The sequence below is a fragment of the Variovorax sp. UC74_104 genome (genome assembly GCF_044055375.1).
GTDB lineage: Bacteria > Pseudomonadota > Gammaproteobacteria > Burkholderiales > Burkholderiaceae_C > Variovorax.
Genome location: NZ_CP171978.1, coordinates 2,263,661 through 2,289,104, shown reverse-complemented (window position 1 = coordinate 2,289,104; position 25,444 = coordinate 2,263,661). Strand labels below are relative to the sequence as shown.

The following is a 25,444-nucleotide window of genomic DNA, read 5'->3' as shown; positions in this document are numbered from 1 at the left end:
GGTTGGGGGGAGACGATTTCCGCGCATGACGCCATCGGCAGACACCCCTCCCCCCGTAGGCCCCGGGCAGCCATCCGGCTCGACCGCGCCGCGCTGGCTCGACTGGATCGACCGCGTGGCGATGACCTTCGCCATCGCCATCGCGCTGCTGCTCTTCGCCCAATGGCCGTTGCGCGACCTCGCCGGCTCCGGCAACGGCCCGACGCAGGCCAACGACCTGGCGCAGTGGCTGTTCGCGCTGTACGTCGCGGTGGCGCTGCGGCATGCCGGGCGACGCGGCGCGCACCTCGTGGCCCGGCCCGACCTGGCGGCCGCCACCGCCGGGCGCCACGCGCGCCTGCGCCGCATCGGCGCGGCGCTGTGCGTGCTGCCGTGGTCGCTGTTCCTGGTCTTCACCGCCGCGGCGCCGGTGATGCGCTCGGTGGAGGCGCTCGAACTCTTCCCCGACACATTCAACCCCGGCTACTTCATGATCAAGGTGGCACTGCTGCTGCTCGCCGCGCTGCTGGCGGTGCAGAGCGCGCTCGACCTCCGGCAGGAGCTGCGCCCGGCGGACCCGCCCGAAGACACCGGGCAACCCGGACAACCCGGCCCGTAGATGCCCTGGCTCGGACTCGCCCTGCTCGCGCTGGCCCTGGCGCTGATGATGACCACCGGCTGGCCGACCTATGCCGTGCTGCTGGGCACATGCACCGTCGGCGCCCTGGCCGGCCTCGCGCTGGGCGCCTTCGACCTGGCGCTGCTGCAGAACCTGCCGTGGCGCATCGTCGGCCTGCTGGAGCACGACTTGCTGCAGGCGCTTGCGCTCTATGCACTGGTGGGCGCCCTGCTCAACCGGCTGGCGCTGGCCGGCCACCTGTACGAAGGCCTGCGCAAGCTGCTGGCCTTCGTCGCGCCGCGCGCCGCGCCCGAGCTGGCGGGCATGGTGCTGGGGCTGCTGCTGGCGCCGATGAACGGCTCGGTCGGCGCCAGCCTGCTCACGCTGGCGCGCACCGCCGGCCAGGGCTGGGCGCGCGAGGGCCTGCCCCCGGCGCGGCGCACCGCGCTCGTGGCCGTGACCAGCACGCTGGGCGTGATCGTGCCGCCTTCGCTGGTGCTGCTTCTTCTCGGCGACGCGATGCTGCGCGCCCACACCGAGGGCATGAACATGGCGCGCGAACTGGCGCTGCCTTCGGCGAGTGCCGCCAGCCGCGTCGTCAATACGCAGGACATCCTGCAGGCCGCGCTGGTGCCGGCCGCCGCGCTGCTGGTCGGCTGGCTCGCCGTGGCATGGTTCGGCGTGCGCGGCAAGCCACGGGACGCCGCCCCGCGCGAACCGCTGAGCCGCGGCGAGGGCTGGACCTTGCTGCTGGTGCCGCTGCTGATCGGCTCGCTGCTGGTGCTGGTCACGCTCGGCAAGGTGCGCGCGGTGGAAGGCGCGGCCGCCGCCTGCGTGCTGCTGCTGGCGTGGGGACTGGTGTCGCGCCAGCTCACGCGCGCGGTGCTGTGGCAGGTGCTCGACGACGCGATGGCGCTCACCGGTGCGCTCTATGCGCTGCTGGTCGCGGCCACCACCTTCTCGCTGCTGCTGCGCGGCTTCGGCACCGACGGGCTGATCGCGCGGCTGATGCTGTCGCTGCAGCAGCATCCGATGCTCGGGCTCGCGGTGGTGCTGGCGGTGCTGCTCGCCTTCGCCTTCGTGCTCGACGCCTTCGAGCTGATCTTCCTGATCGTGCCCATCGTCATGCCGCCGGTGCTCGCGCAGCTGGACGACGCGGCCTGGATCGCCACGCTCACGCTGCTGGTGCTGCAGGCCGGCTTCCTGCTGCCGCCCTTCGGCTACGCGCTGGTGCTGGCGCGCGGGCAGGTGAAGCCGCGCCCGCCGGCGGCCGCCATCGCGCGGGTGCTGGCGCCGTACCTCGCGGTGCTCGCCGCGGTCACCGCGCTGGTGATGGCGCTGCCTCAGACCACGCGCTGGCTGCGCACCTCGCCCACCGCGCTCGCGCCCGCCGAGCCGATGAACGACGAGGCGGTGGAGCGCCTGATGCGCGAGATGGCGCCGCCCGATACGGGCGACAGCGCCCCGCCGCAAGAATAGAAACAGCCGCGCATGGCGTGCCGCACAATGCGCGTCCATGACCTTCCGGCTCCCTGCAGTCATCGCACTCGCCCTGTCCTTGCCCCTGGCCGGCGCTGCCCGCGCATCGACGCAGCTGAAGGACGGCGACATCATCTTCCACACCTCGCGCTCGGCCCAGAGCCTCGCGGTGCAGCGTGCGACCGGCTCGCGCTACAGCCACATGGGCATCGTGCTGACGAAAGACGGCAAGCCCTACGTGTTCGAGGCGGTCTCCACCGTGCGCTACACGCCGCTCGCGCAATGGACGGCGCGCGGCAACGGCGGGCACTACGTGGTCAAGCGGCTGCGCAACGCCGACACGCTGCTCACGCCGGGCGCCATTGCAAAACTGCGCGCCGGCACCTCCGCCTTCGAGGGCCGCCCCTACGACCTGACTTTCGAATGGTCCGACCAGCGCATCTACTGCTCCGAACTCGTGTGGAAGCTCTACCAGCGCGCGCTGGGCGTGCGCATCGGCGAGCTGCAGAAGATCCGCGAATTCAACCTGACCGACCCGGCCGTGCGCGCCAAGATGCGCGAGCGCTACGGCGACAAGGTGCCGATGGACGAACCGGTGATCTCCCCCGTGGCGATGTTCGACTCGCCCCTGCTGGTGACGGTGGAGACGCGCTGACGCGGGCCGGGCGAATCGCCCCGCGTGCGCAAGCGGCGCCCAGCCGCGAGACAATTGTTTCCGTGAGCTCCCAGACCCCATCGGCACCGAAGATCCGCCGCATCGCGCACCTCGACATGGACGCCTTCTACGCGTCGGTCGAGCTGCTGCGCTATCCGCAGCTCAAGGGCCTGCCGGTGGTGATCGGCGGGGGCCGCAGGCGCGTTGACGAGGCCATCCGCAACCTGCCCGAGGGCGGCACGCTGGCCGACATTCCTGTCGACTCCTTTCCGCTGCTGAAGGACTACACCGGCCGCGGAGTGATCACCACCGCCACCTACCCGGCGCGGCAGTTCGGCGTGGGCTCGGCGATGGGGCTCATGAAGGCGGCCAAGCTGTGCCCGCAGGCGATCATCCTGCCGGTGGACTTCGACGAGTACCGGCGCTATTCGCGCGCCTTCAAGAAGATCATCCTGGAGGTCGCGCCGCTCATGGAAGACCGGGGCGTGGACGAGGTCTACATCGACTTCACCGACGTGCCCGGCGGCCAGCGCGAGGGCGGGCGCTCGCTGGCGCGGCTGCTGCAGAAGGCCATCTTCGACGCCACGGGGCTCACATGCTCCATCGGCGTGGCTCCCAACAAGCTCATCGCCAAGATGGCGAGCGAGTTCAACAAGCCCAATGGCATCTCGATCGTCTACGAGGACGACCTGGAGAAGCTCATCTGGCCCCTGCCCTGCCGCAAGGTGAACGGCATCGGCCCCAAGGCCGACGAGAAGCTCAAGCGCTTCGGCATCGAGACCGTGGGCCAGCTCGCGGCGCGCGACCGCGACTGGCTCATCGCCAACTTCGGCAAGGCCACCGGCGCGTGGATGCACGAGGTGTCATGGGGCCGCGACGACCGCCCCGTGGTGACCGAGAGCGAGCCCGTGTCGATGAGCCGCGAGACCACCTTCGACCGCGACCTGCACGCGGTGCGCGACCGCGCCGAACTGGGCGCGATCTTCACCCGGCTTTGCGAGCAGGTGGCCGCCGACCTGCAGCGCAAGGGCTACGTGGGCAAGACCATCGGCATCAAGCTGCGCTACGACGACTTCAAGATCGCCACGCGCGACCAGACCATCGACCGCTTCACCGACGACGCGAAGACCATCCGCCACACCGGCGGCCTGTGCCTGAAGCGCGTGCCGCTGGAGCGCCCGCTGCGGCTGCTGGGCGTGCGCGTGGGCACGCTGGCGAAGGCCGGCAGCCCCGAGGCGCTGGCGCCCGCCGGCGCCGGCACGCACCGCGCGGCGGCCGAACCGGTGGCGACCACCGCTTCGCTCTTCTGAGGGCGAGATGGTCGGACGCTGGCTGCGGCGCATCGTCTTCGCCCTGCTGGGCTTCGTCATGCTCGTGGGCCTGTACGTGGCCACGGCCTGCGCGCTGGTGCTCTGGCCTGCCAACGCCGAACCACCGAAGAATGCCGTCGCCGAAGTGCAGGCCTGGGTGCTGAGCAACGGCGTGCACACCGACTACGTGTTCCCGATCCGCTCGGCCACCATCGACTGGCTGCAACTCTTTCCGCTGAAGGACTTCAGGGCGCCGCCGCCCGACGCCGAATTCATCGCCATCGGCTGGGGCGACCGCGAGTTCTACCTGAACACGCCCACCTGGGCCGACCTGACCGCATCGCGCGCCTTCGGCGCCCTGGCCGGAGGCAACCGCGCGCTGCTTCATGTGAGCTACCTGCGGCGCAGCCAGCTCGGGCAAGGCGCCTTCGCGCTGCCGCTCACGCAGGCGCAGTACGCGCAGCTCGCGGTTTACGTGCGCGCCGCACTGCCATCGGGCCGCGCCACACCCATCGCGGGCGCCCACTACGACAGCCAGGACGCCTTCTACGAAGCCGAAGGCGCCTACAACCTCTTCGAGACCTGCAACACCTGGACCGGCCGCGGCCTGCGGCGCGCAGGCGTCACCGTCAGCCGCTGGACGCCGTTCGACTTCACGGTGACGTGGCACCTGAAGCCGGTGCCGCCCGGCGCGATCCGGTAGAAGTCAGTAGAGGTGCGGCTCCTCGTCGAGCACGCGCACCGGCGGCGTGCTCGCGAAGACGTCGAGCGCATGCGTGCGGTCCACGCACATCAGGTTGGTCACGCGTCTCTCCCAGGCCCAGTGATCCCAGCCGTTGGCGCGCCGGTGCGTCACCACGCGCAGCCACTGGCCGGGCCGCAAGCCCAGCGGTTGCGGCTGACCGGTGTGCCGCACCGCGTCGCCGTGCCACCAACCGATGGCCATGCCGCCCCGGTGCTCGTGCCATTCATAACCCTGCTCGCGCAGCTGCTGCGCATTCCATGACTTCCAGGCGACCGGCGCAACAGGCTGGTTTTCGAACGCCCCGCCGTCGGAACGCAACGAGATCTCCTGCCACAGCACGCCGCCCGCGACGGGCGGCTGCAGCAACTGCGCCTCGAGCCCGGCGAGGGGCAGGCGCATCGGCGCCTGGTTGCGCAGCCTGCCTTGCTCCGCATCGCGCCCGGCCTTCGTCCAGAGGCAGCGGATGCTCTGCACGGCCAGCCACATGGCGGGATCGTCCGTCATGCTCAGGGCTTCGGCACCCCGCCCGACCACTTCGGCCAGTTCGCAACGATGTGATCGACCACGCGCGAGCCCACCAGCTCGATGTTCTCCACCGTCTCGGCGAAGCCGCCTGCCGTCTCGCCCGGTGCCGGGTCGAGGTGCTGCAGCGTGGTTTCCTTCGGGTTGCCCTGGTCGAAGTTGACGGCGCCGCGCAGGCTCATCACGCGGTCGGTGCCGTGGGTGCGCTTGATGACGAGGGTGATGGCTGCCGCCTCCATCTCGGTGATGACGTAGTCGTCGGCGCCGTAGAGCTTGGCGATGTATTGCGCCTGCTTCGACATGCCGGGGCCGTGGAAGAAGGTGTCGCCGGTCATGTGGGTACCGGTGCCGACGAAGGGCGCGCGGCGCGCGGCGGCGTCGGGGTAGCGCAGGCGATACTTGCGCGCCGAGTCGGAATCTTTCAGGGGCGTGTCGGCCGAGAGCTTCATGGCCCAGCTCACGAGGTCGGGGTTGAGCTTGAAGCGGCGGTATTCCTCGTAGCCCTTGCGCGGCATGAAGGTGGGCTCGCCGGGCTTGTTCTCCTCGGGCGCCCAGCGGTGGCCGAGGTCGTAGTCGACCAGCCACGTCGCCCAGCTCACCTCGCCGATGGTGCCGCGCGAGGGCGGCGTGCCGGCCACGCCCGAGATGACGTAGTAGCTCTGCGAGAAGTCGAACTGCGGGTTCAGCAGGATGGCCTGCATCGACGAGGAAGAATTCACCTTGCCCATGCCGAGCACAGATCCGCACACGCCGTCGGCGTTGCAATACACGGGCTGCAGCGCGCCGGGCACGGCGATGGGCTTGGCGTCCTTCCAGTAGCGCTCGTACCAGTACTGGAACTCGCCGGCGCGGTCGCCGGTGTTCTTGCCGATCTCGAACATGGCGGCGACGAAGACCTTGACCTTCACAGGCGCGGCCGGGGCCTGCGTCGAGGCGGTCGTGGTGGACGTGGAAGCGCAGGCCGTGAAGAGCAGTGCCGCGGCGGGCACGGCCAGCCAGCGGGCGGCGAAAAAGGAAGGCTTGGAAGAATTCATTCTGGAACCCGGTGAGAAAGAAAACAGCAGGACCGGCGCCGCAAGCGCGCCCGGCGCACCGCCGGCGCCTGCGGCGTCCTACAACCGGCGATTGTCGGTGCTGGCAAAAGCACGGTGTAACGCCACCACGCAAGCCCCATGCCGGCCCCTTCCTCCACTTTCTCCGCTTCCTCTTCCACGCCCGCCAAGCCACCCTCCAGGCCGACGCCCATCGCCAACGGCCTGGTCTACGTGAACCCCGACATGCCCGGCATCCGCCGCCTGAAGCACGGCGACCGTTTCCGCTACCGCGACGCCAAGGGCAGATGGGTGCGCGACGCGGACGAACTCTCGCGCATCCGCATGCTGGCCATTCCGCCGGCCTACACGCAGGTGTGGATCTGCCCGTTGCCCAACGGCCACCTGCAGGCCACCGGCATCGACGCGCGCGGGCGCAAGCAGTACCGCTACCACCCCGACTGGCGCTCGATGCAGGACGAGACCAAGTTCGAGCGCCTCGAGGCCTTCGCGCTCGCGCTGCCGGGCATCCGCGCCCGCGTGGCGCGCGACCTGCAACTGCCTGCGGGCCGCAAGGCTCCCGGCCGCGCCCAGGTGCTCGCGGCCCTGGTGCGCCTGCTCGACACCACGCTGCTGCGCGTGGGCAACGAGGAATACGCGAGCACTAACGGCTCCTTCGGCCTCACCACGCTGCGCAACCGGCATGCGGCGGTGAAAGGACAGGCGCTCAGGCTGCGCTTCCGCGGCAAGAGCGGCGTGATGCACGAGGCGCAGCTGGACGACCCGCGCGTCGCAAAGATAGTGCGGCAGTGCCAGCAGCTGCCGGGGCAGGCGCTCTTCCAGTACGTCGACGCGGACGAGGAAGGCGATGGCAAGGCCGGCGAACTGCGCGGCGTCTCCTCCACCGACGTCAACGACTACCTGGCCGAAGCCGCGGGCGGCGAGCGCTTCACCGCGAAGGACTTCCGCACCTGGCACGGCACGGTGCAGGCGCTGGAACTCACCCGGCTGGCCTGCGAGCCCGGCCGCACCGCCGCCGACGGCAGCCGCTACAGCGCCAAGGACATCCTCGGTGCGGTGGCCAAGCAGCTGGGCAACACACCCGCCGTCTGCAAGAAGGCCTACGTGCACCCTGCGGTGCTGGCGCTGGGCAGCGCGCTGTCGGACGGCGACGAGGCCACCGCCGCACTGTTCGAGAAGATCGGCGGCAGCCGCACCGCAAGGCCTTCTCGCGGACTGTATGCGGCGGAGCGACGGCTGCTCGCGTTCCTGAAGGCGCACCGGTGCGAGCAACGGCGTACCGCGGCAGCCGCCGGAAGAAAGACCGGAAAAGCTCAGGTCCGCGTGGCGAGCACGAGGCGCACGCTGGCGGCATCGAGCGCCACCGCGTAGCCCAGGTCTTCCGCGAGGTTCTGCAGCGCCACGGCGTCGATGGCCAGCGCGCGCGGCGCGCGGTGCGCGTCGAGCACAGCCTCGGTGGCGCCGGGCTCGCGTGGCAACGCCGTGAGACGCAGCGCGTTCGCGCCATCGGCCTCGATGCGGATCGTGCCGGCTTCGTCGGCGCCGTCGTGCAGGTAGCCCATCGCGCCAAGGAACAGATAGCGCAGGGCCGCGGCGGCGGGCCAGCGGTGTTCGTCGTCGGAAGGGGTCAGCGAAGCGTCGGTTTCCAGCGCCACGCCGTGAAGGTCGAAGGCGGAGCGCATCAGCGTCACGCACTGGGCCACCAGCGCGCTGCGGGTGATGCCGTCGTCGACGGTGGCGAGCTCCCAGTCGCGCAGCGAGCGGATGGCCTCCACCAGCTCCGAGACCTGGTTGTCGATCAGCCCCACCCGCTCCTCGCAGGCCGCGGCATCGACGGTGGGCGCGCCGATCTGCCGCTTGAGCATCAGCAGTGCCATGCGGATCACCGAGACCGGGGCGGCCATGTCGTGCCGCAGGGCGGGCAATGCGCGGGTGAGAAGTTCGTGGCGCACGCCGGCGGCGATCCAGCTGCGCGCGCTGGGGGAGGATTTCATCGGGCGGCGGCCACGGGCATCGGGTTCGACATCGGCAGGATCAAGAACAGCTTGCCTCCAGAAACGTTCTGGTAACAAGTATGAAGTATCAAGCCCACCCCCAGGTGTAGGAGGGTGCCTACCGTGGTGCCGCCTCCGGCCTCCGCCCCGGGCGGCCACCGGCTGCCGCCAGGCGCTCAGGGCTTGCCGAGGTAGGCGCGCACGTCCTTCACCTCGACACCGGCCGCCGCGATGGCCGAGCGCAGCTGCGCCTCGGTCACGCCGAGCGTCTGGGTCCAGTAGCGCACCTCGTGCGCCTCGTTCACGTTGATGCGGGCGGCATCCTGCGGCCCGCGCTTGCTCAGGTCATCGGCCATGGTGTGTTTCCTGTGTTTACCTTAGAGAAGGCTTCACCTTGCGACGCCCGCGCGGCTCCTCATGGCGGACGGCAGCGCACCCGCTTGCAGGAGAAGTCCGAAGCGGCCGCGGCTGGAGATGTCCGGAAGCGGCGCGCTGCCGCCCTTGCCCGCGCTTAGCTGCGAGCCACACCCACTGCGGCCACGAGGCAGCGCGCCCGCAGCTCACGCTTGAGCAGCTTGCCGTTGGCCGTGGTCGGCATCGCATCGATCAGCTCGATGCGCGCCGGGCGCTTGTAGGGCGAGAGGTTCTCGGCAAGGTGTGCGCGCAGCGCAGCCTCGTCGAGCGTCGCGCCCGCCTTCAGCTCGATGAAGGCGACCACCTGCTCGTTGCCGTCGGCCTCCGGTACGCCGATCACCGCGCACTGGTGCACGCCCTCGAAGCGGCCGATGACCGCCTCGATCTCCGCCGGGTACACGTTGAAGCCCGAGCGGATGATCATTTCCTTCAGCCGTCCGACCACGAAGAGCGCGCCGTCCTCGCCGAAGCGCCCCAGGTCGCCGGTGGCATACCAGCCGCCGGGACGCATCACCTGCGCGGTGGCGGCCGCGTCGCGGAAGTAGCCCAGCATCAGGCCGGGGCCGCGCAGCCAGATCTCGCCGGTGTCGCCCTGGGCCACGTCGTTGCCATCGGAGTCGACGATGCGCGCCTCGCCGCCTTCCACCGCATGCCCGGCGGAGGTATCGGCGCGCGGCGACTCGGTGCGCGTGAGAAACACCGAGCCCGCGTACTCCGACAGCCCGTAGCCGTAGTGCAGCGGCTGCCCGAAGAGCCGCTCCACGCGCTGCTTGAGCGCCGGATCGAGCGGCGCCGAGCCTGTGTAGACATAGCGCAGGTGCGGAAAGCGCGGCACCGCATGCCCGGCCTCGATGTGCGCGAGCAGCCGCGCATACATCGTCGGCGGGCCGAGCAGGTTCGACACCTGCTCGTTCGCCAGCGCCTGCAGCACGTCGGCCGGCGAGAAGCTGCCGCGCAGCACCAGCGACGCGCCCCCGGTGAGCGCGGCCATCAGCACCGTGCCGATGCCGAAGATGTGCGTCATCGGCAGGAAGGCGTAGACGCGGTCGCGCCCGTCCAGCGCGCGAATACGCGCCGACACGCGCCCGAAGTGCAGCAGGCCGCGGTGCGACACCATCACGCCCTTGGGCGCGCCCGAGGTGCCGGATGTGAAGATGATGGCGGCCGTGTCGGCCAGCGCCGGGTCGGGCTCGGTGCGCGCGTCGTCGCGAGTGGCCGAGCGCATCACGCCTTCCAGCGGGGTCGGCTTCGCAGCGGCCCTGCCCGCATGCTGCGCGGCGGCTTCGGACGTGCCGGTGGTGTAGCAGCACAGCCGCGCATCCGCCCGCTCGGCGATGGCTGCGATCTCGCCCGGCGACATGCGCGCGTTCACGCCGCACGACCATGCGCCTACGCGGCTGCAGGCCATGATGAGCGCGATGTGCGCGGCGCAGTTCTCCGCCACCAGCAGCACGCGGTCGGTAGGCCGCACGCCGGCGGCCATCAGGTCCTGCGTGGCGGCATCGGCCATGGACTGAAGCTGCGCATAAGTCGTCGTGCCGCCGGGCTCGAAGAGAAAGACGGCCTCCGGCGTGCTCGCCGCACGCTCCTCCAGCAAGTGATGGATCCGCCGCATCGCCTATTCCGCCTCGATGCCCTTGGAGGCCGTCGCCCACAGCTGCCGGTCGGACTTGCCCTTGGCGGCCAGCACCTGGGCCGCGCCCGACCACACGTCGTAGCCCTGCTCGCGCAGCCGGCTGGCGATGTCCTCGCGCGCCAGCATCTTCTGCGCGGCGGCGTTGATGCGCGCGACCAGCGCCGGGTCCATGCGCACCGGCCCGTACAGGCCGAACCAGCCACCCACGTCGTAGCCCGGCAGGCCCGACTCGACCATCGTCGGCACCTCCGGCAGCATGCGGTTGCGCTGGCGCGAGGTGACGGCCAGCGCGCGCACCTTGCCCGACTGGATGAAGGGCTTCGAGGTGGCGATGATGTCGAACATCATGGTCACGGTGCCGGCCATCACGTCGGCGAGCGCGGGTGCACTGCCCTTGTAAGGCACGTGCGTGAGCTGCACGCCGGCCATCTTCTCCAGCAGCGCGCCGCTCAGGTGGTTGGAAGCGCCCACGCCGGCCGATCCGTAGAACACCTTGCCCGGCCGCGCCTTCGCATAGGCCAGCAGCTCGGCCACGCTGCGCACCGGCACTTCGTTGTTGACGACGAGCACGTTGGTGTAGTCCACCAGCGGCGCGATGGGCGCAAGGTCCTTCATCGGATCGAAGGCCATGTGGCGCTGCACGTTGGGGTTGATCGTGATCGTCGGGCTCGCGCCGAAGAAGAGCGTGGCGCCGTCGGGCGCGGCCTTGGCCACCGCGTCGCCGCCCAGCGAGCCGCTGGCGCCGGGGCGGTTGTCCACGATCACCTGCGTGCCCAGCTCCTGGCTCAGCGCGGGCGCGAGCAGGCGCGCGGCGCCGTCCACCGGGCCGCCGGCCGAATAGCCGACCACGAGCTTGATGAGCGATGGAAGTGGCTGCTGCGCGAATGCACGGTGTGGCAGCGCGCCGAGTGCCGCGCCGCCGGCCACCGCGACCATGAGCTGTCGGCGCGAGAAGTGGATCGATGTCATGAGCGTTGTCTCCTGTTTTGAATTTCTTCGACGCCCTCGCTCACACAGGCAAGTCGAGCACCTGCCGCGCGAGGATGTTGCGCTGTATCTCGTTCGTGCCCCCGTAGATCATTGCGGCGGTGGAGCCGATGAGCGGCGAGAGCACGTTGAAGGTCTGGCCGTCGAGCACCTGGTCGCCGGCCACCGCGCCCTGCTCCTCGCCGGCCTCGACCAGCAGCGCGCCGATGCGGTGGTAGGTCTCGCTCGCCCAGATCTTCAGCAGCGACACCGAAGCCGGCAGCGGCTTGCCCGCGCGCACGATGTTCGCGAAGCCGGTGTAGGCGGCCGAGAGATCGAGCACGTCGAGCCGCAATGCCGCGAAGCGCTGTGCGAACACCGGGTCGGCGAACAGCCGCCGCGCCTGCGCCAGCCGCGCGAGCTGGCCCAGCGCGTACTGCGACTGCTTGGGGCTGCCCAGGAAGATGCGCTCGAAGCCCAGCAGCGCCTTCGCGATGCTCCAGCCGCCGTGCAGCTTGCCCACGAGGTTTGCGGCCGGCACGCGCACGTTGTCGAAGAACACTTCGCAGAACTCCGGCTCGCCCGCCAGCGTGTGGATCGGCCGGATGGTGATCCCCGGCGTTCGCAGGTCGCACAACAGGAAGCTGATGCCCTCCTGCTTGCGCGCGTCCTTGTCGGTGCGCACCAGCATGAAGATGTGGTTGGCGTCCTGTGCGAGCGTGGTCCAGATCTTCTGGCCGTTGACGATGAAGTGCTCGCCCTGCGCGTCGCGCGCCGGCATCGCCTCGGTACGCAGGCCCGCGAGGTCGGAGCCGGCATTGGGCTCCGAATAGCCCTGGCACCACACATGCTCGCCGCTGAGGATGCACGGCAGGAAGCGCTGCTGCTGCTCCGCAGTGCCATGCTGAATCAGCAGCGGCCCGATCATCACGATGCCCTGGTCGGGCGCGCGCGCCACGCCGTACTGCTCCAGCTCTTCGATCCACGCGATGAGCTTGTCCGCAGGCAGCCCCATGCCGCCGTGCGACTGCGGCCATGCGGGCGCGATCCAGCCCTGCGCCGAGAGCATGAGATACCACTCGCGCATCTCGCTCCAGCGTGCGCGGTGCGAGAGGTAGCGCAGCTGCTGCGGATATCGCTGCTGCAGGAAGGCGCGCACCATGCGGCGGAAGTCGGCCTCGGGCATGGCGGACCAGTCGGCGGTGCTCGGAAACCCGCCGTTCCACTCGGCCACGCCGGGCGCGGCGTCCGCATCGCCCGACAGCACGGAATGCCTGCGCTGATGCGCACTCACGTTGCCCAGCCAAGCCGAGAGGCACAGCACGCGCTTGTAGAAAAGGCTCAGGTCGCACTCCTGCGTGTAGCCGATGGCGCCGTGCAGCTGCACGGAAGCGCGCGAGGCCTGCAGCGCGGCGGCGGTGCAGCGCGCGTTGACGCGGCTGGCCTCGGCTTCGAGCCGCTGCGCCGGCAAGCCCTGCGCGGCCAACGCGAGCACCTCGTCCAGCGTGGCCTTCGCCACTTCGAGGTGGATGAACATGTCGACGCAGCGGTGCTGCAGCGCCTGGAAGCTGCCGATGGGCTTGCCGAACTGCGAGCGGGTGCGCAGGTAGGCCAGCGTCTGCGCCAGCATCGCCTGCCCCGCGCCCAGCAGCTCCGCCGACTGCAGGATCTGGCCGGCCGCGAGCGCATGGCGCAGCGCCTCCTGCGCGGCCGGGCCATCGGCGAGCACCGCACCGGCCGGCAGCACGGCCTGCTCGAAGCGCAGGTTCGAAGCCTGGCTGCCATCGACCAGCGGTACCGGCGTTTCGATCACGCCCGAGGTGCCGCGCGGCACCCACAGCAGCACGGCGTCGTCGTCACCGCGCGCCGACACCAGCCAGCCGCTGGCGGCCGCGCCGGGCAGCACCATGAGCTTCTCGCCCTGCAGCAGCACGCCGCCTCCGGGTCGTGGCTCGCAGCCGCAGGCCAGCGGCACCGCACTCAGGTCGCCTGCGCTCTCCTGCCAGGCCAGCGCGGGCAGGCTGCGGCCTGCGACGAGCTCGGCGAGCAGCGCGTTCGCACCGGGCGTGCCCAGCCGCGCCAGAAGCAGCGCGCCAAGGCCGGCCACGGCCAAGAGCGGCTCGGGTGCCGCATGCTCGCCGGCCGCGCGGAAGATCTCGGCCATGCCGTCGAGCCCCAGCGCCAGCCCTCCGGCCGATTCGGGCGCCAGCATGCCGCTCCAGCCGAGCGCGGCGATGTCCTGCCAGCCCTCGGCCTCGTCGCCGCCGGGGCGCTCCATGCGTTCGCGCCGGCGTTGCAGGGCACGGCTGCGTTCGAAGTAGTCCAGTGCCGATTCGCGCACTGCCGCAAGTGATTCGAGGTCCATCGCCGCAGCGTGACAGAAGGCCCTGCAAAGCGGCATTTGCATTTGCCGAAGGGAGGGTTTCGCAATCAGAGAGCCGCTGCGCGCGCGTGCGGGCTAGATTCGGCCCATGACCACCAAGATCAAAAAGTCTCTGCATACGGCGCTGGGCCACAGCACGCCCGACAGGATCACCGTGCGCGGGCGCGACCTGCCCTCGGAGATCCTCGGCCACCTCAACCTGGGCGACATGGCCTTCCTGGAACTGACCGGGCGCATTCCCACGCCGCAGGAGTCGGTGACCTTCAACGCCATCGTCGTCACGCTGGTGGAGCACGGCGTCACGCCCAGCGCGCTGGCTGCGCGCCTCACCTACGCGGGCGCGCCCGAGGCGCTGCAGGCGGCCGTGGCGGCGGGCCTGTGCGGGCTGGGCACGGTGTTCGTCGGCAGCACCGAGGGCGCCGCCAAGATGCTCTACGAGGCGATCCCCTTCGGCGAGAAGCCCTCTCGCCCGCTCGCCGACATGGCGAAGGACATCGTGGCCGACCACCGCGCGCGCAAGCTGATCGTGCCGGGGCTGGGCCACCCGCTGCACAAGCCCATCGATCCGCGCACGCCGCGTCTCTTCCAGATCGCGGCGGAGAACGGACTTTCCACGCACTACGTCGCGCTGATGCAGGCGGTGCAGGAAGAGGCCGAGCGCGTGTCGGGCAAGTCGCTGCCGATCAACGCGACGGGCGCCATCGGCGCGATCGCGGCCGAGTTCGGCTTTCCCTGGAAGATCATCCGCGGCTTCGGCGTGATGGCGCGCGCCATCGGGCTGGTGGGCCACATCCTGGAGGAGATCGACGATCCGATGGCCGTCGAGATCTGGCAGCGTGTAGAGAAGGAAGCGGGCGAGCCCCGCCAGGACTGAACAGCAGCAGCGACGAACCGATGAACAACGCCAACGACAAGAACTTTCCCGACATCCGCGATGCGGTGCGCGACCTGTGCGCGCAGTTTCCCGATGCCTACTTCCGCAAGGTCGACGAGGCGCGCGGCTACCCCGCCGAATTCGTCGATGCGCTCACCAAGGCCGGCTGGATGGCCGCGCTCATTCCGCAGGAGTACGGCGGCTCCGGCCTGGGCCTCACGGAGGCATCGGTCATCATGGAAGAGATCAACCGCTGCGGCGGCAACTCCGGCGCCTGCCACGGCCAGATGTACAACATGGGCACGCTGCTGCGCCACGGCAGCGAGGCTCAGAAGCGTGCCTACCTGCCGAAGATCGCCAACGGCGAACTGCGCCTGCAATCGATGGGCGTGACGGAGCCCACCACCGGCACCGACACGACGAAGATCAAGACCACCGCCGTGAAGAGGGGCGACCGCTACGTCGTCAACGGCCAGAAGGTGTGGATCTCGCGCATCCAGCACTCCGACCTGATGATCCTGCTGGCGCGCACCACGCCGCTGGCGGAGGTGAAGAAGAAGTCGGAAGGCATGTCGATCTTCATCGTCGACCTGCGCGAGGCCATCGGCAAGGGGCTGGAAGTACGGCCCATCCTCAACATGGTCAACCACGAGACCAACGAGCTCTTCTTCGAGAACCTGGAGATCCCGGCCGAGAACCTCATCGGCGAGGAGGGCCAGGGCTTCAAGTACATCCTCGACGGGCTGAACGCCGAGCGCACGCTGATCGCAGCCGAATGCATCGGCGACGGCTACTGGTTCATCGACCGGGTCACGAAGTACACGAAGGAGCGCGTGGTGTTCGGCCGGCCCATCGGCCAGAACCAGGGCGTACAGTTCCCGATTGCCGAATCGTTCATCGAGGTGGAGGCTGCCAACCTCATGCGCTACGAGGCCTGCCGGCTCTTCGACGCGCACCAGCCCTGCGGCGCGCAGGCCAACATGGCGAAGTACCTCGCGGCCAAGGCGAGCTGGGAGGCGGCCAACGCCTGCCTGCAGTTCCACGGCGGCTTCGGCTTCGCCTGCGAATACGACATCGAGCGCAAGTTCAGGGAGACACGGCTGTACCAGGTGGCGCCGATCTCCACCAACCTCATCCTGAGCTACGTGGCGGAGCACATGCTCGGCCTCCCCCGTTCGTTCTGAAGGACTTCCCATGAACTCCATCGATCACCCGAGCAAGGTGCTCGCGACTTTCGCGGCCGACCTGAAGTTCGCCGACATTCCCGCACCCGTGCTGCGCCGCACAGAAGACCTGATGCTCGACTGGCTAGGCTCGGTGCTCGCGGCCCGCACGGCGCGGCCAGTGCGCAGCATCGAGCGCTTCGCTCAGATGATGGGCCCCGCCGAAGGGCCCAGCGAGCTGCTGACTTCGCGCCGCACCACGTCGCCGGTGTTCGCCGCGCTGGTCAACGCGGCGGCCTCGCATTTCGTGGAGCAGGACGACGTGCACAACGGCTCGGTGTTCCATCCGGCCGCCGTCGTCATCGCGCCTGCACTGGCCGTGGCGCAGAGCGTCGGCGCGAGCGGTGCGCAGTTGCTCACGGCCGTGGTCGCGGGCTATGAGGTCGGCATCCGCGTGGGCGAATTCCTCGGCCGCTCGCACTACAAGACCTTCCACACGACGGCGACGGCCGGCACGCTAGCTGCGGCCGCTGCAGTGGGCAGACTGCTGGAACTCACGCCGCAGCAGATGCTGCATGCCTTCGGATCGGCCGGCACGCAGTCGGCCGGCGTGTGGGAGTTCCTGCGCGACGCGGCGGATTCCAAGCAGCTGCATTGCGCGCACGCTGCTGCCAGCGGGTTGATGTCGGCCTACCTCGCGCAGGACGGCTTCACGGGCGCGGCCAGGATCCTCGAAGGCGCGCAGGGCCTGGGCGTTGGCATGTCCAGCGATGCCGATCCGGCCAGGCTCACCGACGGCCTGGGCACGCGCTGGACGCTGGCCGAGACCTCCTTCAAGTACCACGCCTCCTGCCGCCACACCCACCCCGCCGCCGACGCACTGCTGCAGGTGATGCAGCAGAACAAGCTGAAGCCCGCCGACGTGTCGCGCGTGACCACGCACGTGCACCAGGGCGCCATCGACGTGCTGGGCCGCGTGGACGTGCCCGCCACGGTGCACCAGGGCAAGTTCTCGATGGGCACGGTGCTGGGCCTGATCGCCGTGCACGGCCGCGCGGGCCTGGGCGAGTTCGACCGCGACTTCCTCGCGCCCGAGGTCTCGGCCTTCCGCGAGAAGGTGACGATGCAGCTCGACGAGGAAGTCGACACGGCCTACCCGGCACGCTGGATCGGCAAGGTCAGCGTGCAGACCGCCGACGGCCGCACGCTGCAGGGCCGCGTGGACGAGCCCAAGGGCGACCCCGGCAACAGCCTGAGCCGCGCCGAGATCGAGGACAAGATGCAGCGCCTCGCGCACTACGGCGAAGGCGCCACGGCCGAAGAGGCGAAGGCGCTGTGCCGGCGCGTCTGGCAGTTGGCCGACACGCCGCGCGTGGGGCGCTGGCTGGCTTGAGGGGGATCAGGCCGGCGCGGTCCAGGCGAAGAGCCGGCCGCAGCCCGGCGAGCGCGCATCGAGCCCTGCGGTGCGCACCAGGTCCCAGAAGCCGGCGGGCGAACTGGACACCACGGGCACCTGCAGGCGCGCCTCCACCTCGCGCACCGCATCGAGCGTGACCAGCCCGCCGCAGGAGATCAGGATGCCGTCGGCACCAGGCTGCGCCTCGAACACCTTCACGCACAGGTCAACCAGCGCTTTCGTCGGCACCTTGCCCACGGCCTGCACGTCGGAGATCGACAGGCCTTCGAGCGCCAGCGGCTCGAAGTCGCTCTGCTCCAGGTAGCTGCGCAGTTGGGCATTGACCTCGTCGATGTAGGCCGTGGCCACCGCCACGCGCCGCACCTTCAGGTGGCGCAGCCCGTTGACGATGGCGTTGCTCATGGTCGTGCAGGGCAGGCCGGTGGCGCGCGCCATCTCGATCTCGAGCTGCCGATTGAAGGCCGCGCCGCGGAAGAAGCTCAGGGAGGTGCCCATGAGCGAGATCGCGGAAACGCCCTCTTCCTTCTTCAGCGCCACCGCCTTCTCGACCACCGAGTCGATCACGTCGAGGTACCCGCGCGTGGAGATTTCCCCGAGGCCCAGGCCGCGCGCGCTGAAGCGGATGCGCTCGCCGTACAGCAGCGGCCCGTCCACCGGCACCTCGCCAGCCGCCGGTGGCACGATCAGGCCCAGGTGAGGCTGCGCCATGCTCAGCTCCCCTCGGCCACGATGCGCTGGTCCGCGATGATCTTCTTCCATCGCGCGGTCTCGGCGGCCATGTCCTTGCCGAGCTGGGCCGGCGTGGCGTACGCGCGCAGCGTGCCTTGCGCGGCCGCCGCGGCGCCGGTCTCGGGCGTGTCGAGCACAGCCTTCACCGCGGCCGAGAGCTTGTCGACGATGTCGTTGGGCGTACCGGCCGGTGCCAGCACAAAGATGCGCGGCGCCACGTCGAAGCCCGGCAAGGCGTCGGCCAGCGGAGGCACGCTCTCGGCGCCCTCGAGCTTGGCGGTGTTCATCATCGCGAGCGCACGCAGCTTGCCCGCCTTGGCCTGCGCCATGCCGGCCGTGGCGCTCACCACGCCGATCGGAATCTGGCCGCCGATCACGTCGGGCACGATCTGCGCCGCGCCGCGATAGGGCACGTGCACCACCGGGCTGCCGGTGGCCTGCTTGAGCATCTCGAAGCCCAGGTGCTGCACCGTGCCCACGCCCGAGGTGGCGTACGAGTAGCGCGAGGCGTTGGCCTTGAGCTCCTTCACCAGCTCGGCCGGCGTCTTCGCGGGAAAGTCGTTGCCCGTCACGATCATCAGCGGCGAGATGAAGGCCCCCGCCACCGGTCTGAAGCTGGTGAGCGGGTCGATGGCGATCTTCGGCTGCAGCAGCTTGGCGGCGAGCAGTGCGCTGTCGCCCATCATCAGCGTGTAGCCGTCGGGCGGCGCCTTGGCGACGAAGTCTGCCGCGATGAGCCCGGTGGCGCCGGTGCGGTTTTCCACCAGCACCTGCTGGCCCAGCACGTTCGACAGGCGCGTGCCGAGCAGCCGCGCCACCGCATCGACGCCGCCGCCGGCGGAGTAGCCGACGATGAGGCGGATGGGCTTGTCGGGGTACTTCTGGGCCTGGGCCCAGGCCGCCGGCGCCGAGAGGGCGGCAGCGAGGCCCAGGGCGGCCATCGCGCGCAATGCATGGCGGCGCGCCGGTGGTCGAATCGCTTGTGTGGCTTTCATCATGTCTCCGTTGTCTTTGATCGGACGCCGGCCGTCTGTCGCGGCCTGGTCGTGAGGGAAGAAAGTTTGGCTCAGGCCTTGCCCTTGCCGTGCGAGGTCGGCAGCTTCGCCAGCTCGCGCACGCGCTCGGCGTTCGGCGCGAAGCCCAGGCCGGGCGTCTCGGGCAGCGTGAGCCAGCCCTGCTCGGGCACCGGCAGGCCGTCGAAGATCTGCTTGAGCATCTGCACCGCGACGTAGTGGTACTCGACCAGGCCGCCGTTCGACACACCCGCATGCAGGTGCATGTTGTGGAAGGGCCAGGCGCCGCCGTTGTCGATGGGCACGTTGAAGGCCTGCGCCATGCCGGCGATCTTGAGCGCCTGCGAGTAGCCGCCCGAGATGGTCACGTTGGGCTGCAGCACGTCGGCCGCCTGGTTCACCAGCAAGTCGCGGAAGCGGAAGGCCAGGCCCTCGTTCTGCCCGCAGGCCAGCGGGATGCGGGTGCGCGCGCGCAGCTGGGCCATCTGGCGCACGTCGTTCTGCGTGAGCGGCTCCTCGAAGAAGCTGATGCCGTAGGGCTCGATGCGGTGCGCGAGTTCGGTGGCGTGAAACAGGTCGAGGCCGCAGTTGGCGTCGACGTAGAGCTTGACGTCGGGGCCCACCGCCTCGCGCACGGCAGCCACGCGGCGCACGTCTTCCGCGATGACTTCGTCGAGCGGACGCGGCTCGTCGCGGCGCGCGAGCGCATGGTTGCCCACCGTCATCTTCAGCCGCTGGAAGCCCTGCGACACCCACAGCCTGGCGGCAGCGGCGAGCTGATCGCGCTCGAAGAAGCCGAATCCGAAGGTGGCATACACCGGCACCTTCGCGCGCGCGCCGCCGAGCAGGCGCCACAGCGGCTGGCCCAGCGCGCGGGCCTTGATGTCCCACAGCGCGATGTCGAGCGCGGCGATGGTGTGGCTGGCGTAGCCGGTCTGGCCGCGCGGCGAGAGCAGCCAGTAGAGCTTCTCCCACAGGCGCTCGGTGGCCATCGGGTCCTCACCGATCAGCGCGGGGCCCGCCACCTCGCGCACGGCGGCGGCGATGATTTCTTCTTCCGTGATGGCCGTCATGCCGTGGCCGACGATGCCGGTGTCGGTCTCGATCTCGGTGAGGCACAGCGACAGCGAGGTCTGCTTGTTTATGCCGACCACGTCGATGGTCACGGGAATGTTCAGCGGCGTGGCGCTGACGCGAACGATCTTCAAGTCTGTCTCCTTCGTTGGTGCGCGCATCTTTGCGTGCGAGCCGCGGGAGAACAATTCGTTTTTGGCGAGTCCGAGCCTTCGCGCGCCACGAAGGCTGGCCTGCGGGCAGGCTCAGTCGGGCCGGCCCAGGTGCTCCAGCACCGATCGCGCGGCCACCGTCAGCTCCTGCTGCCTGCGCACGCACAGCAGGTGACGCCTGTGGGCCCATGGCGCGTCGAGCTTCAGGCAGCGCAGCTTCAGTATCTGCAGCTGCGGCAGGATGGCCGCATAGGGCAGCACGCCGATGCCCGCGCCCTGCTCCACCATGCGGCAGACCATGTCGAAGCTGCCCACCTGCATGCGCACCTTCAGCGGCACGCCGGCCTCCAATGCGGCGGACAGCAGCACGCGGTGCAGCGCCGTGCCTTCGCGCACCACGATGTGGTCGTGGCTCAGCACCTCGTCGACGCCGATGCGCCTGCGCCGCGCGAGCGGATGGTCGCGCGCCACCACCACCGCCAGTTCGTCGGTGCGATACGGCAGGCATTCGAGCCCTTCGGCGGGCGTGTTGCCCTCGATCACGCCGATGTCGGCCAGGCCGGCCTGCACCGCCTTCACCACCTCGGTGCTGGCGCGCTCCTGCAGGTCGATCTTCAGCACCGGATGCAGGCGCAGGAAGGAGCCGATCTGCGACGGAAGGAACTGCGCGATGGTCGATGCGTTGGCCGTGATGCTGACCACGCCGGCCACGCCGTTCTGGAAGTCGTCGAGCTCCGCGCCGAGACGGTCCATGGCCGAGAGCACCGCGCGCGCGTGCAGCAGCAGCCCATGGCCCGCCGAGGTGAGCGTGACGCCGCGCGCATGCCGCACCAGCAGCGGCAGCCGCGCGCGGGCCTCGAGATCGGAGATGCGCTTGCTGGCCGCGGCCAGCGCGATGTGGCAGCGCTTCGCGCCTTCGCTGATGCTGCCGTGGTCCGCCACGGCCACGAACAGGCGCAGCGACTTCAGGTCGGCCGACATACGCCCCCGTCGTTCAGGTTTTTCGACGAGCCGATGCATCGCCCACGATGCGCACACTCGCCACGGCCAAGCTCAGGAACACCGCCGGAACCGGCTTTGCCGGGCCGCAGGTGTTGCCCCCTGCAAGGGGGTTGGCGAAGCGACACGAAGTGCGCGAAGCCTGGGGGTGAGCCTCATGACGCGACGAGATGGTCGAACAGCTCGCGCGCGGAGGCCGGCAGCTGCTCGCGGCTGCGCGCGATCAGCTTCAGCTCGCGCTCGGCCCAGGCGTCTCTGAGGGCCACGGTCGAGATGCGCATGGCCATCGACAGCCGCTGCGCCGACGATGCCGGCAGCACGCCGACGCCCACGCCCGCCTCGATCATCAGGCAGATGGCCTCGAAGCTGCTGACCTGGATGCGCGGATTGAAGCCGCGGCCCGCGAGCTCGGCGCGGCGCTGCAGGAAGCGGTGGATGGCGCTGCCGTGGTGCAGGCCCACGTGCTGCTCGTCGAGCGTGTCGGCAAAGGCCACCGAGGGCACGCCTGCGAGGGGGTGCGTGGTCGGCACCACCAGCACGAGCTGGTTGCTGCCGAAGGGCTGCGCATCGAAGTCGCCCGTGTGCACGTCGCCCGCGAGGATGCCGATGTCGGCCTCGCCGTCGGCCACCGCGCGCACGATCTCCTCGCTGAGGTATTCGCGCAGGTCCACCTGCACGGCCGGATGCTGCGTGAGAAAGCCCGCCAGCTTCTGCGGCAGGTATTCGGTGATGGAGGTGGTGTTGGCGAACACCCGCACGTGGCCCTTGATGCCCTTGCCGAAGTCCTGCATGTCGCAGCGCAGGTGCTCCATCTGCTGCATCACGCGCTTAGCGTGGTAGAGCACCGCCTGCCCCGCCGCCGTGAGGCTCACACCCTGCGCACTGCGGTGCAGCAGCTTGCCGCCCACGGCCTCCTCCATCTGTTTGATGCGCGTGGAGGCGGCGGCCAGCGAGATGCAGGCCTTCTCCGCGCCGCGCGTGAGGCTGTGCGCGTCCGCCACATAGACGAACAGTTTCAGGTCGAACAGGTCGAAGTGCAGGTTCACCGGGCGCGGCCGCGAGAAAGGAGGAAGGGAACACGCATTGTCCGGCGAATGGCCTCCCGAACGGCCTGATGCGGGTTTGTCCTCAGACCGGGTCCCAGCTGAACACGTCGGCCGAGCGGTCGAGATCGAAGAAGCTGGCGCGCATCGCGGGCATGGCGTGCTCGGCGATGCTCTGCGGCGTCCAGCCCTCGGAGCGGTGGATGGAGCGCACCGGCCGCGGCTGGCTGATGAGCGAGATCTCGTTGTTGCGCACCGAGAAGATCTGGCCGTTGACCGCCGCCGCGGCATCGCTCGCGAGGTACACGGCCAGCGGAGCGACCTTGGCGGGCGTCATCTGCTTGATCTTGTCGACGCGGGCGCGCTGCTCGTCGGTGTCGGTGGGAATGGCGCCGATCATGCGGCTCCAGGCGAAGGGTGCGATGCAGTTGGAGCGCACCTTGAATTTCTGCATGTCCAGCGCGATCGACTTCGACAGCGCCACGATGCCCAGCTTGGCCGCCGCATAGTTGGCCTGGCCGAAGTTGCCGATCAGGCCCGAGGTGGAGGTCATGTGCACCAGCGCGCCCGACTCCTGCTCCTTGAAATGCGTGGCCGCCGCGCGGCTCACGTAGTACGCGCCGTACAGGTGCACCTTGAGCACCGAGTCCCACTCGTCGACCGACATCTTGTGGAAGAAGCGGTCGCGCAGGATGCCCGCGTTGTTCACCACCGCGTCGATGCGCCCGAAGCTTTCGATGGCGCACTGCACGATGCGCGCGGCGCTCGCGGCATCGGCCACGCTGTCGGTGCTGGGCACCGCCAGCCCGCCGGCCGCGCGGATCTCGTCGACCACCTGCTGTGCGGGGCCTGCACTGCCCCCGACACCGTCGAGCGCCGCGCCGATGTCGTTGACCACCACCTTCGCGCCATGCGCCGCCATCGCCAGCGCGATGTCGCGCCCGATGCCACCGCCCGCGCCAGTGACGACGACCACTTTTCCTTCAACCATGCTTGCCTCTGCTGTAGATGTTCGTTCGCCCGCGGGGTCGCGGGCGAAATCCAGAATGCCACAGGGCAGGTCGGAGCGGGTTTCGGGTTTCCGAAGAGGGGCTTCAGGAGACCGCGCGTCGAATCGCCTGGCGGCCTAAGTCGTCCAACGCAAGGTAGGCCCGATAGCTGTCGCAGCGAGCTGCGTCATGGCCTCTTGCAGAGACTCATAAGCTCCGCTGCCTGAACCGAACACTCCACGCTCGGTCGTCGAACCGTACAGCACATAGAAAACGATCTGCTCGACGTCGTCCCCGACATGCGGCTCGTCTTCATGGTCTCCCGTTCCGAAGCGAACGGGCGAACGAATGATCCGGATATCACACTCAACCTCGCCGTCGTAAAGAAAGACGCCTTCCTTCACGATCTCCTGTCCGGGATACAACATTGGGGGTGGCTCGCTACGTCCTTACTGCCGCGCAGTCCGGATGTTGGGCGGCAGCGCCTGCGGCCAGCTCGTGCGGAAGGGGTTGATGTCGAGCCCGCCGCGGCGCGTGTAGCGCGCGTACACCGCGAGCTTGTTCGGCTTGCAGCGGGTCCAGATGTCCGTGAACATGCGCTCGGCGCAGGGCTCGTGGAACTCGTTGTGGTTGCGGAAGCTGACGATGTACGCGAGCAGGCCGGCTTGGTCGATGGGCGGGCCGCTGTAGCGGATCTGCACGCTGCCCCAGTCGGGCTGGCCGGTGACGAGGCAGTTGCTCTTCAGCAGCCGGCTGGTGAGGGTCTCGTTGACGGGCGCCTGCGTGGCGTCGCTGCTCAGCAGCTCGGGCGTGGGCTGGTAGTGGCTGCACTCGATGTCGAGGCGGTCGAGGTCGAGGCCGTCGAGTTCGTGCACCGGCTCGCGGTCGAACATGTCGGGCGCCAGCAGGGTCACGCCGATGGTGGCCTGCTGGTCGCTGCCGCGCCATGCCGCCTCCGACAGGTCGGCGCGCAGGCGCTCGCGCACCGCGTCGACGCTCGCGAACTGGCTGTTGTTGAAGCTGTTGAGGTAGAGCTTGAAGCTCTTGCTCTCGATGATGTTGGGCGTCTCGCAGGGGATGGTGAAGTGCGCGATGGCCAGCTGCGGCTTGCCGCGCAGGTTGAGCCAGCTCACCTCGAAGGCGGTCCAGAGGTCGGCGCCGAAGAAAGGCAGCGCGCCGGCCTTGATGCCCATGGCCTCGCGCTGCGTGGCGCGCGCAATCGGAAAGAGCAGCGTCGGGTCGTAGTGGTCGGCGTAGGCCGAGGTGCGGCCCAGCTGGGATTGCTCGGGCGTGTTGGGGTTCGCGGGGTTCGGGTCGTGGCTCATGATGGTCTTCTCTGTGCGGCATCCGCCGCGTGCGCGAAGGGCGCGATGTGGTTGGCGAGGATGGTGCACACCTGGGGCGGCAGGTCGTGGCCCATGCCGGGAATGGAAACGAACTTCGAGCCCGGGATGCGCCGCGCCGTGTCTTCGCCGCAGGCGATGGGCACGAGCGCGTCGGCCTCGCCGTGAAGCACCAGCGTGGGCGGCTGGATGCGCGGCAGCAGCGCGGGGCGCTCGTCGTCGGCGCCGATGGCGAGCATCTGCCGCATCAGGCCCGCCGGGTGGTAGGAGCGGCGCATGCTGAAGACGAGCCGCTCGGAAAGCTCCTCGTCGGTCTGCGGATAGGCCGGGCTCTGGATGAGCCGCAGCAGCCGGATGCTGTGCGCGACCAGCGCGGCCTCGTCGCGGCCCATCGGCCGGCGCATGAGCATGGAGGTGACCTCGCGGCGCGGACCGGGCAGGCCGCGCGCGCCGCTGGAGCTCATGACGCTCACGAGGCTGGCCGTGCGCTGCGGCGCGGAGGCCGCGATGCGCTGGGCGATCATGCCGCCCATGGAGGCGCCGACGATGTGGGCCCTTTCGATGCCCAGCGCGTCGAGCACGCCGAGCGAATCGAGGGCCATGTCCTGCAGCGTGTAGGCGGATCGCACCTTCAGGCCGAGCCGGTGGCGGATGGTCTCCCACACGATGTTGCCCACGCCCGCGTGGTCGAAGCCCTGGCTCAGGCCGATGTCGCGGTTGTCGTGGCGCACCACGCGAAAGCCCGCGTCCACCAGTTGCTGCACGAAGGCCGTCGGCCACGCGACGAGCTGCATGCCCAGCCCCATGATGAGCAGGATGACGGGGCGCCCGTCGCCTCCGGTGTCGTCGACCTCGATCTGCAGTCCGTTGGCGGTGACTTTCATCGATTGCTTC

General features: G+C 69.7%; 25 protein-coding genes. 9 read left to right on the top strand and 16 right to left on the bottom strand.

All coding sequences use genetic code 11. The features are described 5' to 3' along the window. Positions 1-25 precede the first annotated feature (25 nt). The 5 genes from ACHMXA_RS10655 to ACHMXA_RS10635 all read left to right on the top strand — a co-directional run bounded on the left by ACHMXA_RS10655 (position 26) and on the right by ACHMXA_RS10635 (position 4,745). Positions 26-598: a C4-dicarboxylate ABC transporter substrate-binding protein gene (locus ACHMXA_RS10655; protein ID WP_395320618.1), complete on the top strand. Its 573-nt coding sequence runs from the start codon at positions 26-28 to the stop codon at positions 596-598. Continuing rightward, the gene (locus tag ACHMXA_RS10650) at positions 599-2,077 is read left to right on the top strand and encodes a TRAP transporter large permease subunit (protein WP_395320617.1); all 1,479 of its coding nucleotides are present in this window, start codon (positions 599-601) and stop codon (positions 2,075-2,077) included. It begins immediately after the preceding gene. 37 nt (positions 2,078-2,114) lie between these two features. Next, complete coding sequence (locus ACHMXA_RS10645) at positions 2,115-2,732, top strand: YiiX family permuted papain-like enzyme (protein WP_395320616.1); 618 nt, start codon at positions 2,115-2,117, stop codon at positions 2,730-2,732. Between the two features lie 116 nt (positions 2,733-2,848). Further along, positions 2,849-4,042 carry a DNA polymerase IV gene (gene dinB / locus ACHMXA_RS10640; RefSeq protein WP_395321284.1) on the top strand — a complete coding sequence of 398 codons (1,194 nt, stop codon included), beginning with the start codon at positions 2,849-2,851 and terminating at the stop codon, positions 4,040-4,042. Positions 4,043-4,049: 7 nt separating this feature from the next. Further along, a complete protein-coding gene (locus ACHMXA_RS10635; RefSeq protein WP_395320615.1) occupies positions 4,050-4,745 on the top strand; it encodes a TIGR02117 family protein in 696 nt (231 codons plus the stop codon). A 3-nt stretch (positions 4,746-4,748) separates the two neighbouring features. Here ACHMXA_RS10635 and ACHMXA_RS10630 read toward each other — a convergent pair whose 3' ends face one another. After that, positions 4,749-5,291 carry a hypothetical protein gene (locus tag ACHMXA_RS10630; protein WP_395320614.1) on the bottom strand — a complete coding sequence of 181 codons (543 nt, stop codon included), beginning with the start codon at positions 5,289-5,291 and terminating at the stop codon, positions 4,749-4,751. Between the two features lie 2 nt (positions 5,292-5,293). After that, complete coding sequence (locus tag ACHMXA_RS10625) at positions 5,294-6,343, bottom strand: purine-nucleoside phosphorylase (protein ID WP_395320613.1); 1,050 nt, start codon at positions 6,341-6,343, stop codon at positions 5,294-5,296. Positions 6,344-6,481: 138 nt separating this feature from the next. On the opposite strand from ACHMXA_RS10625, the gene ACHMXA_RS10620 reads away from it, so the two are divergent. Continuing rightward, on the top strand, positions 6,482-7,732 hold the full coding sequence (locus ACHMXA_RS10620; protein WP_395320612.1) for a DNA topoisomerase IB: 1,251 nt from the start codon (positions 6,482-6,484) through the stop codon (positions 7,730-7,732). Here ACHMXA_RS10620 and ACHMXA_RS10615 read toward each other — a convergent pair. From ACHMXA_RS10615 to ACHMXA_RS10595, 5 genes are all read right to left on the bottom strand, one after another. After that, complete coding sequence (locus tag ACHMXA_RS10615) at positions 7,675-8,355, bottom strand: hypothetical protein (protein WP_176668101.1); 681 nt, start codon at positions 8,353-8,355, stop codon at positions 7,675-7,677. The two genes, ACHMXA_RS10620 and ACHMXA_RS10615, sit on opposite strands and share 58 nt — an antisense overlap. 176 nt (positions 8,356-8,531) lie before the next feature. After that, complete coding sequence (locus ACHMXA_RS10610; RefSeq protein WP_176668100.1) at positions 8,532-8,711, bottom strand: DUF3606 domain-containing protein; 180 nt, start codon at positions 8,709-8,711, stop codon at positions 8,532-8,534. Positions 8,712-8,866: 155 nt separating this feature from the next. Beyond that, on the bottom strand, positions 8,867-10,384 hold the full coding sequence (locus tag ACHMXA_RS10605; protein ID WP_395320611.1) for a class I adenylate-forming enzyme family protein: 1,518 nt from the start codon (positions 10,382-10,384) through the stop codon (positions 8,867-8,869). A 3-nt stretch (positions 10,385-10,387) separates the two neighbouring features. Then, on the bottom strand, positions 10,388-11,374 hold the full coding sequence (locus ACHMXA_RS10600) for a Bug family tripartite tricarboxylate transporter substrate binding protein (protein WP_395320610.1): 987 nt from the start codon (positions 11,372-11,374) through the stop codon (positions 10,388-10,390). Positions 11,375-11,414: 40 nt separating this feature from the next. Then, on the bottom strand, positions 11,415-13,736 hold the full coding sequence (locus ACHMXA_RS10595; protein ID WP_395320609.1) for an acyl-CoA dehydrogenase: 2,322 nt from the start codon (positions 13,734-13,736) through the stop codon (positions 11,415-11,417). Positions 13,737-13,842: 106 nt separating this feature from the next. Here ACHMXA_RS10595 and ACHMXA_RS10590 point away from each other — a divergent pair, with 106 nt between their 5' ends. From ACHMXA_RS10590 to ACHMXA_RS10580, 3 genes are read left to right on the top strand one after another with little or no spacing between them, the layout of a single operon-like run. After that, complete coding sequence (locus ACHMXA_RS10590) at positions 13,843-14,628, top strand: citryl-CoA lyase (protein ID WP_395320608.1); 786 nt, start codon at positions 13,843-13,845, stop codon at positions 14,626-14,628. Positions 14,629-14,648: 20 nt separating this feature from the next. After that, positions 14,649-15,812 (top strand): acyl-CoA dehydrogenase family protein, encoded by a 1,164-nt coding sequence (locus tag ACHMXA_RS10585; RefSeq protein ID WP_395320607.1) that lies wholly within the window; start codon positions 14,649-14,651, stop codon positions 15,810-15,812. 10 nt (positions 15,813-15,822) lie between these two features. Further along, positions 15,823-17,184: an MmgE/PrpD family protein gene (locus ACHMXA_RS10580; RefSeq protein ID WP_395320606.1), complete on the top strand. Its 1,362-nt coding sequence runs from the start codon at positions 15,823-15,825 to the stop codon at positions 17,182-17,184. Positions 17,185-17,190: 6 nt separating this feature from the next. On the opposite strand, the gene ACHMXA_RS10575 is transcribed toward ACHMXA_RS10580, so the two are convergent. From ACHMXA_RS10575 to ACHMXA_RS10535, 9 genes are all read right to left on the bottom strand, one after another. Continuing rightward, a complete protein-coding gene (locus ACHMXA_RS10575; protein WP_395320605.1) occupies positions 17,191-17,916 on the bottom strand; it encodes an arylmalonate decarboxylase in 726 nt (241 codons plus the stop codon). Between the two features lie 2 nt (positions 17,917-17,918). Beyond that, positions 17,919-18,932, bottom strand: coding sequence for a Bug family tripartite tricarboxylate transporter substrate binding protein (locus ACHMXA_RS10570; protein WP_395320604.1), 1,014 nt, complete (start codon positions 18,930-18,932; stop codon positions 17,919-17,921). A gap of 71 nt (positions 18,933-19,003) precedes the next feature. Next, positions 19,004-20,158, bottom strand: coding sequence for a mandelate racemase/muconate lactonizing enzyme family protein (locus tag ACHMXA_RS10565; protein WP_395320603.1), 1,155 nt, complete (start codon positions 20,156-20,158; stop codon positions 19,004-19,006). Positions 20,159-20,269: 111 nt separating this feature from the next. Beyond that, positions 20,270-21,157, bottom strand: a complete 888-nt coding sequence (locus tag ACHMXA_RS10560) for a LysR family transcriptional regulator (RefSeq protein WP_176668090.1) — start codon at positions 21,155-21,157, stop codon at positions 20,270-20,272. Positions 21,158-21,330: 173 nt separating this feature from the next. Continuing rightward, positions 21,331-22,221 carry a LysR substrate-binding domain-containing protein gene (locus ACHMXA_RS10555; RefSeq protein WP_395320602.1) on the bottom strand — a complete coding sequence of 297 codons (891 nt, stop codon included), beginning with the start codon at positions 22,219-22,221 and terminating at the stop codon, positions 21,331-21,333. A gap of 82 nt (positions 22,222-22,303) precedes the next feature. Then, complete coding sequence (locus tag ACHMXA_RS10550) at positions 22,304-23,209, bottom strand: SDR family NAD(P)-dependent oxidoreductase (protein WP_395320601.1); 906 nt, start codon at positions 23,207-23,209, stop codon at positions 22,304-22,306. A gap of 135 nt (positions 23,210-23,344) precedes the next feature. Further along, the gene (locus ACHMXA_RS10545) at positions 23,345-23,635 is read right to left on the bottom strand and encodes a hypothetical protein (protein ID WP_395320600.1); all 291 of its coding nucleotides are present in this window, start codon (positions 23,633-23,635) and stop codon (positions 23,345-23,347) included. A gap of 21 nt (positions 23,636-23,656) precedes the next feature. Next, entirely contained in the window at positions 23,657-24,532 is an 876-nt protein-coding gene (queF, locus tag ACHMXA_RS10540; RefSeq protein ID WP_395320599.1) for an NADPH-dependent 7-cyano-7-deazaguanine reductase QueF, read from the bottom strand. Beyond that, on the bottom strand, positions 24,529-25,434 hold the full coding sequence (locus ACHMXA_RS10535) for an alpha/beta fold hydrolase (RefSeq protein ID WP_395320598.1): 906 nt from the start codon (positions 25,432-25,434) through the stop codon (positions 24,529-24,531). The genes queF and ACHMXA_RS10535 overlap by 4 nt, the downstream gene beginning before the upstream one ends. Between the last annotated feature and the right edge of the window lie 10 nt (positions 25,435-25,444).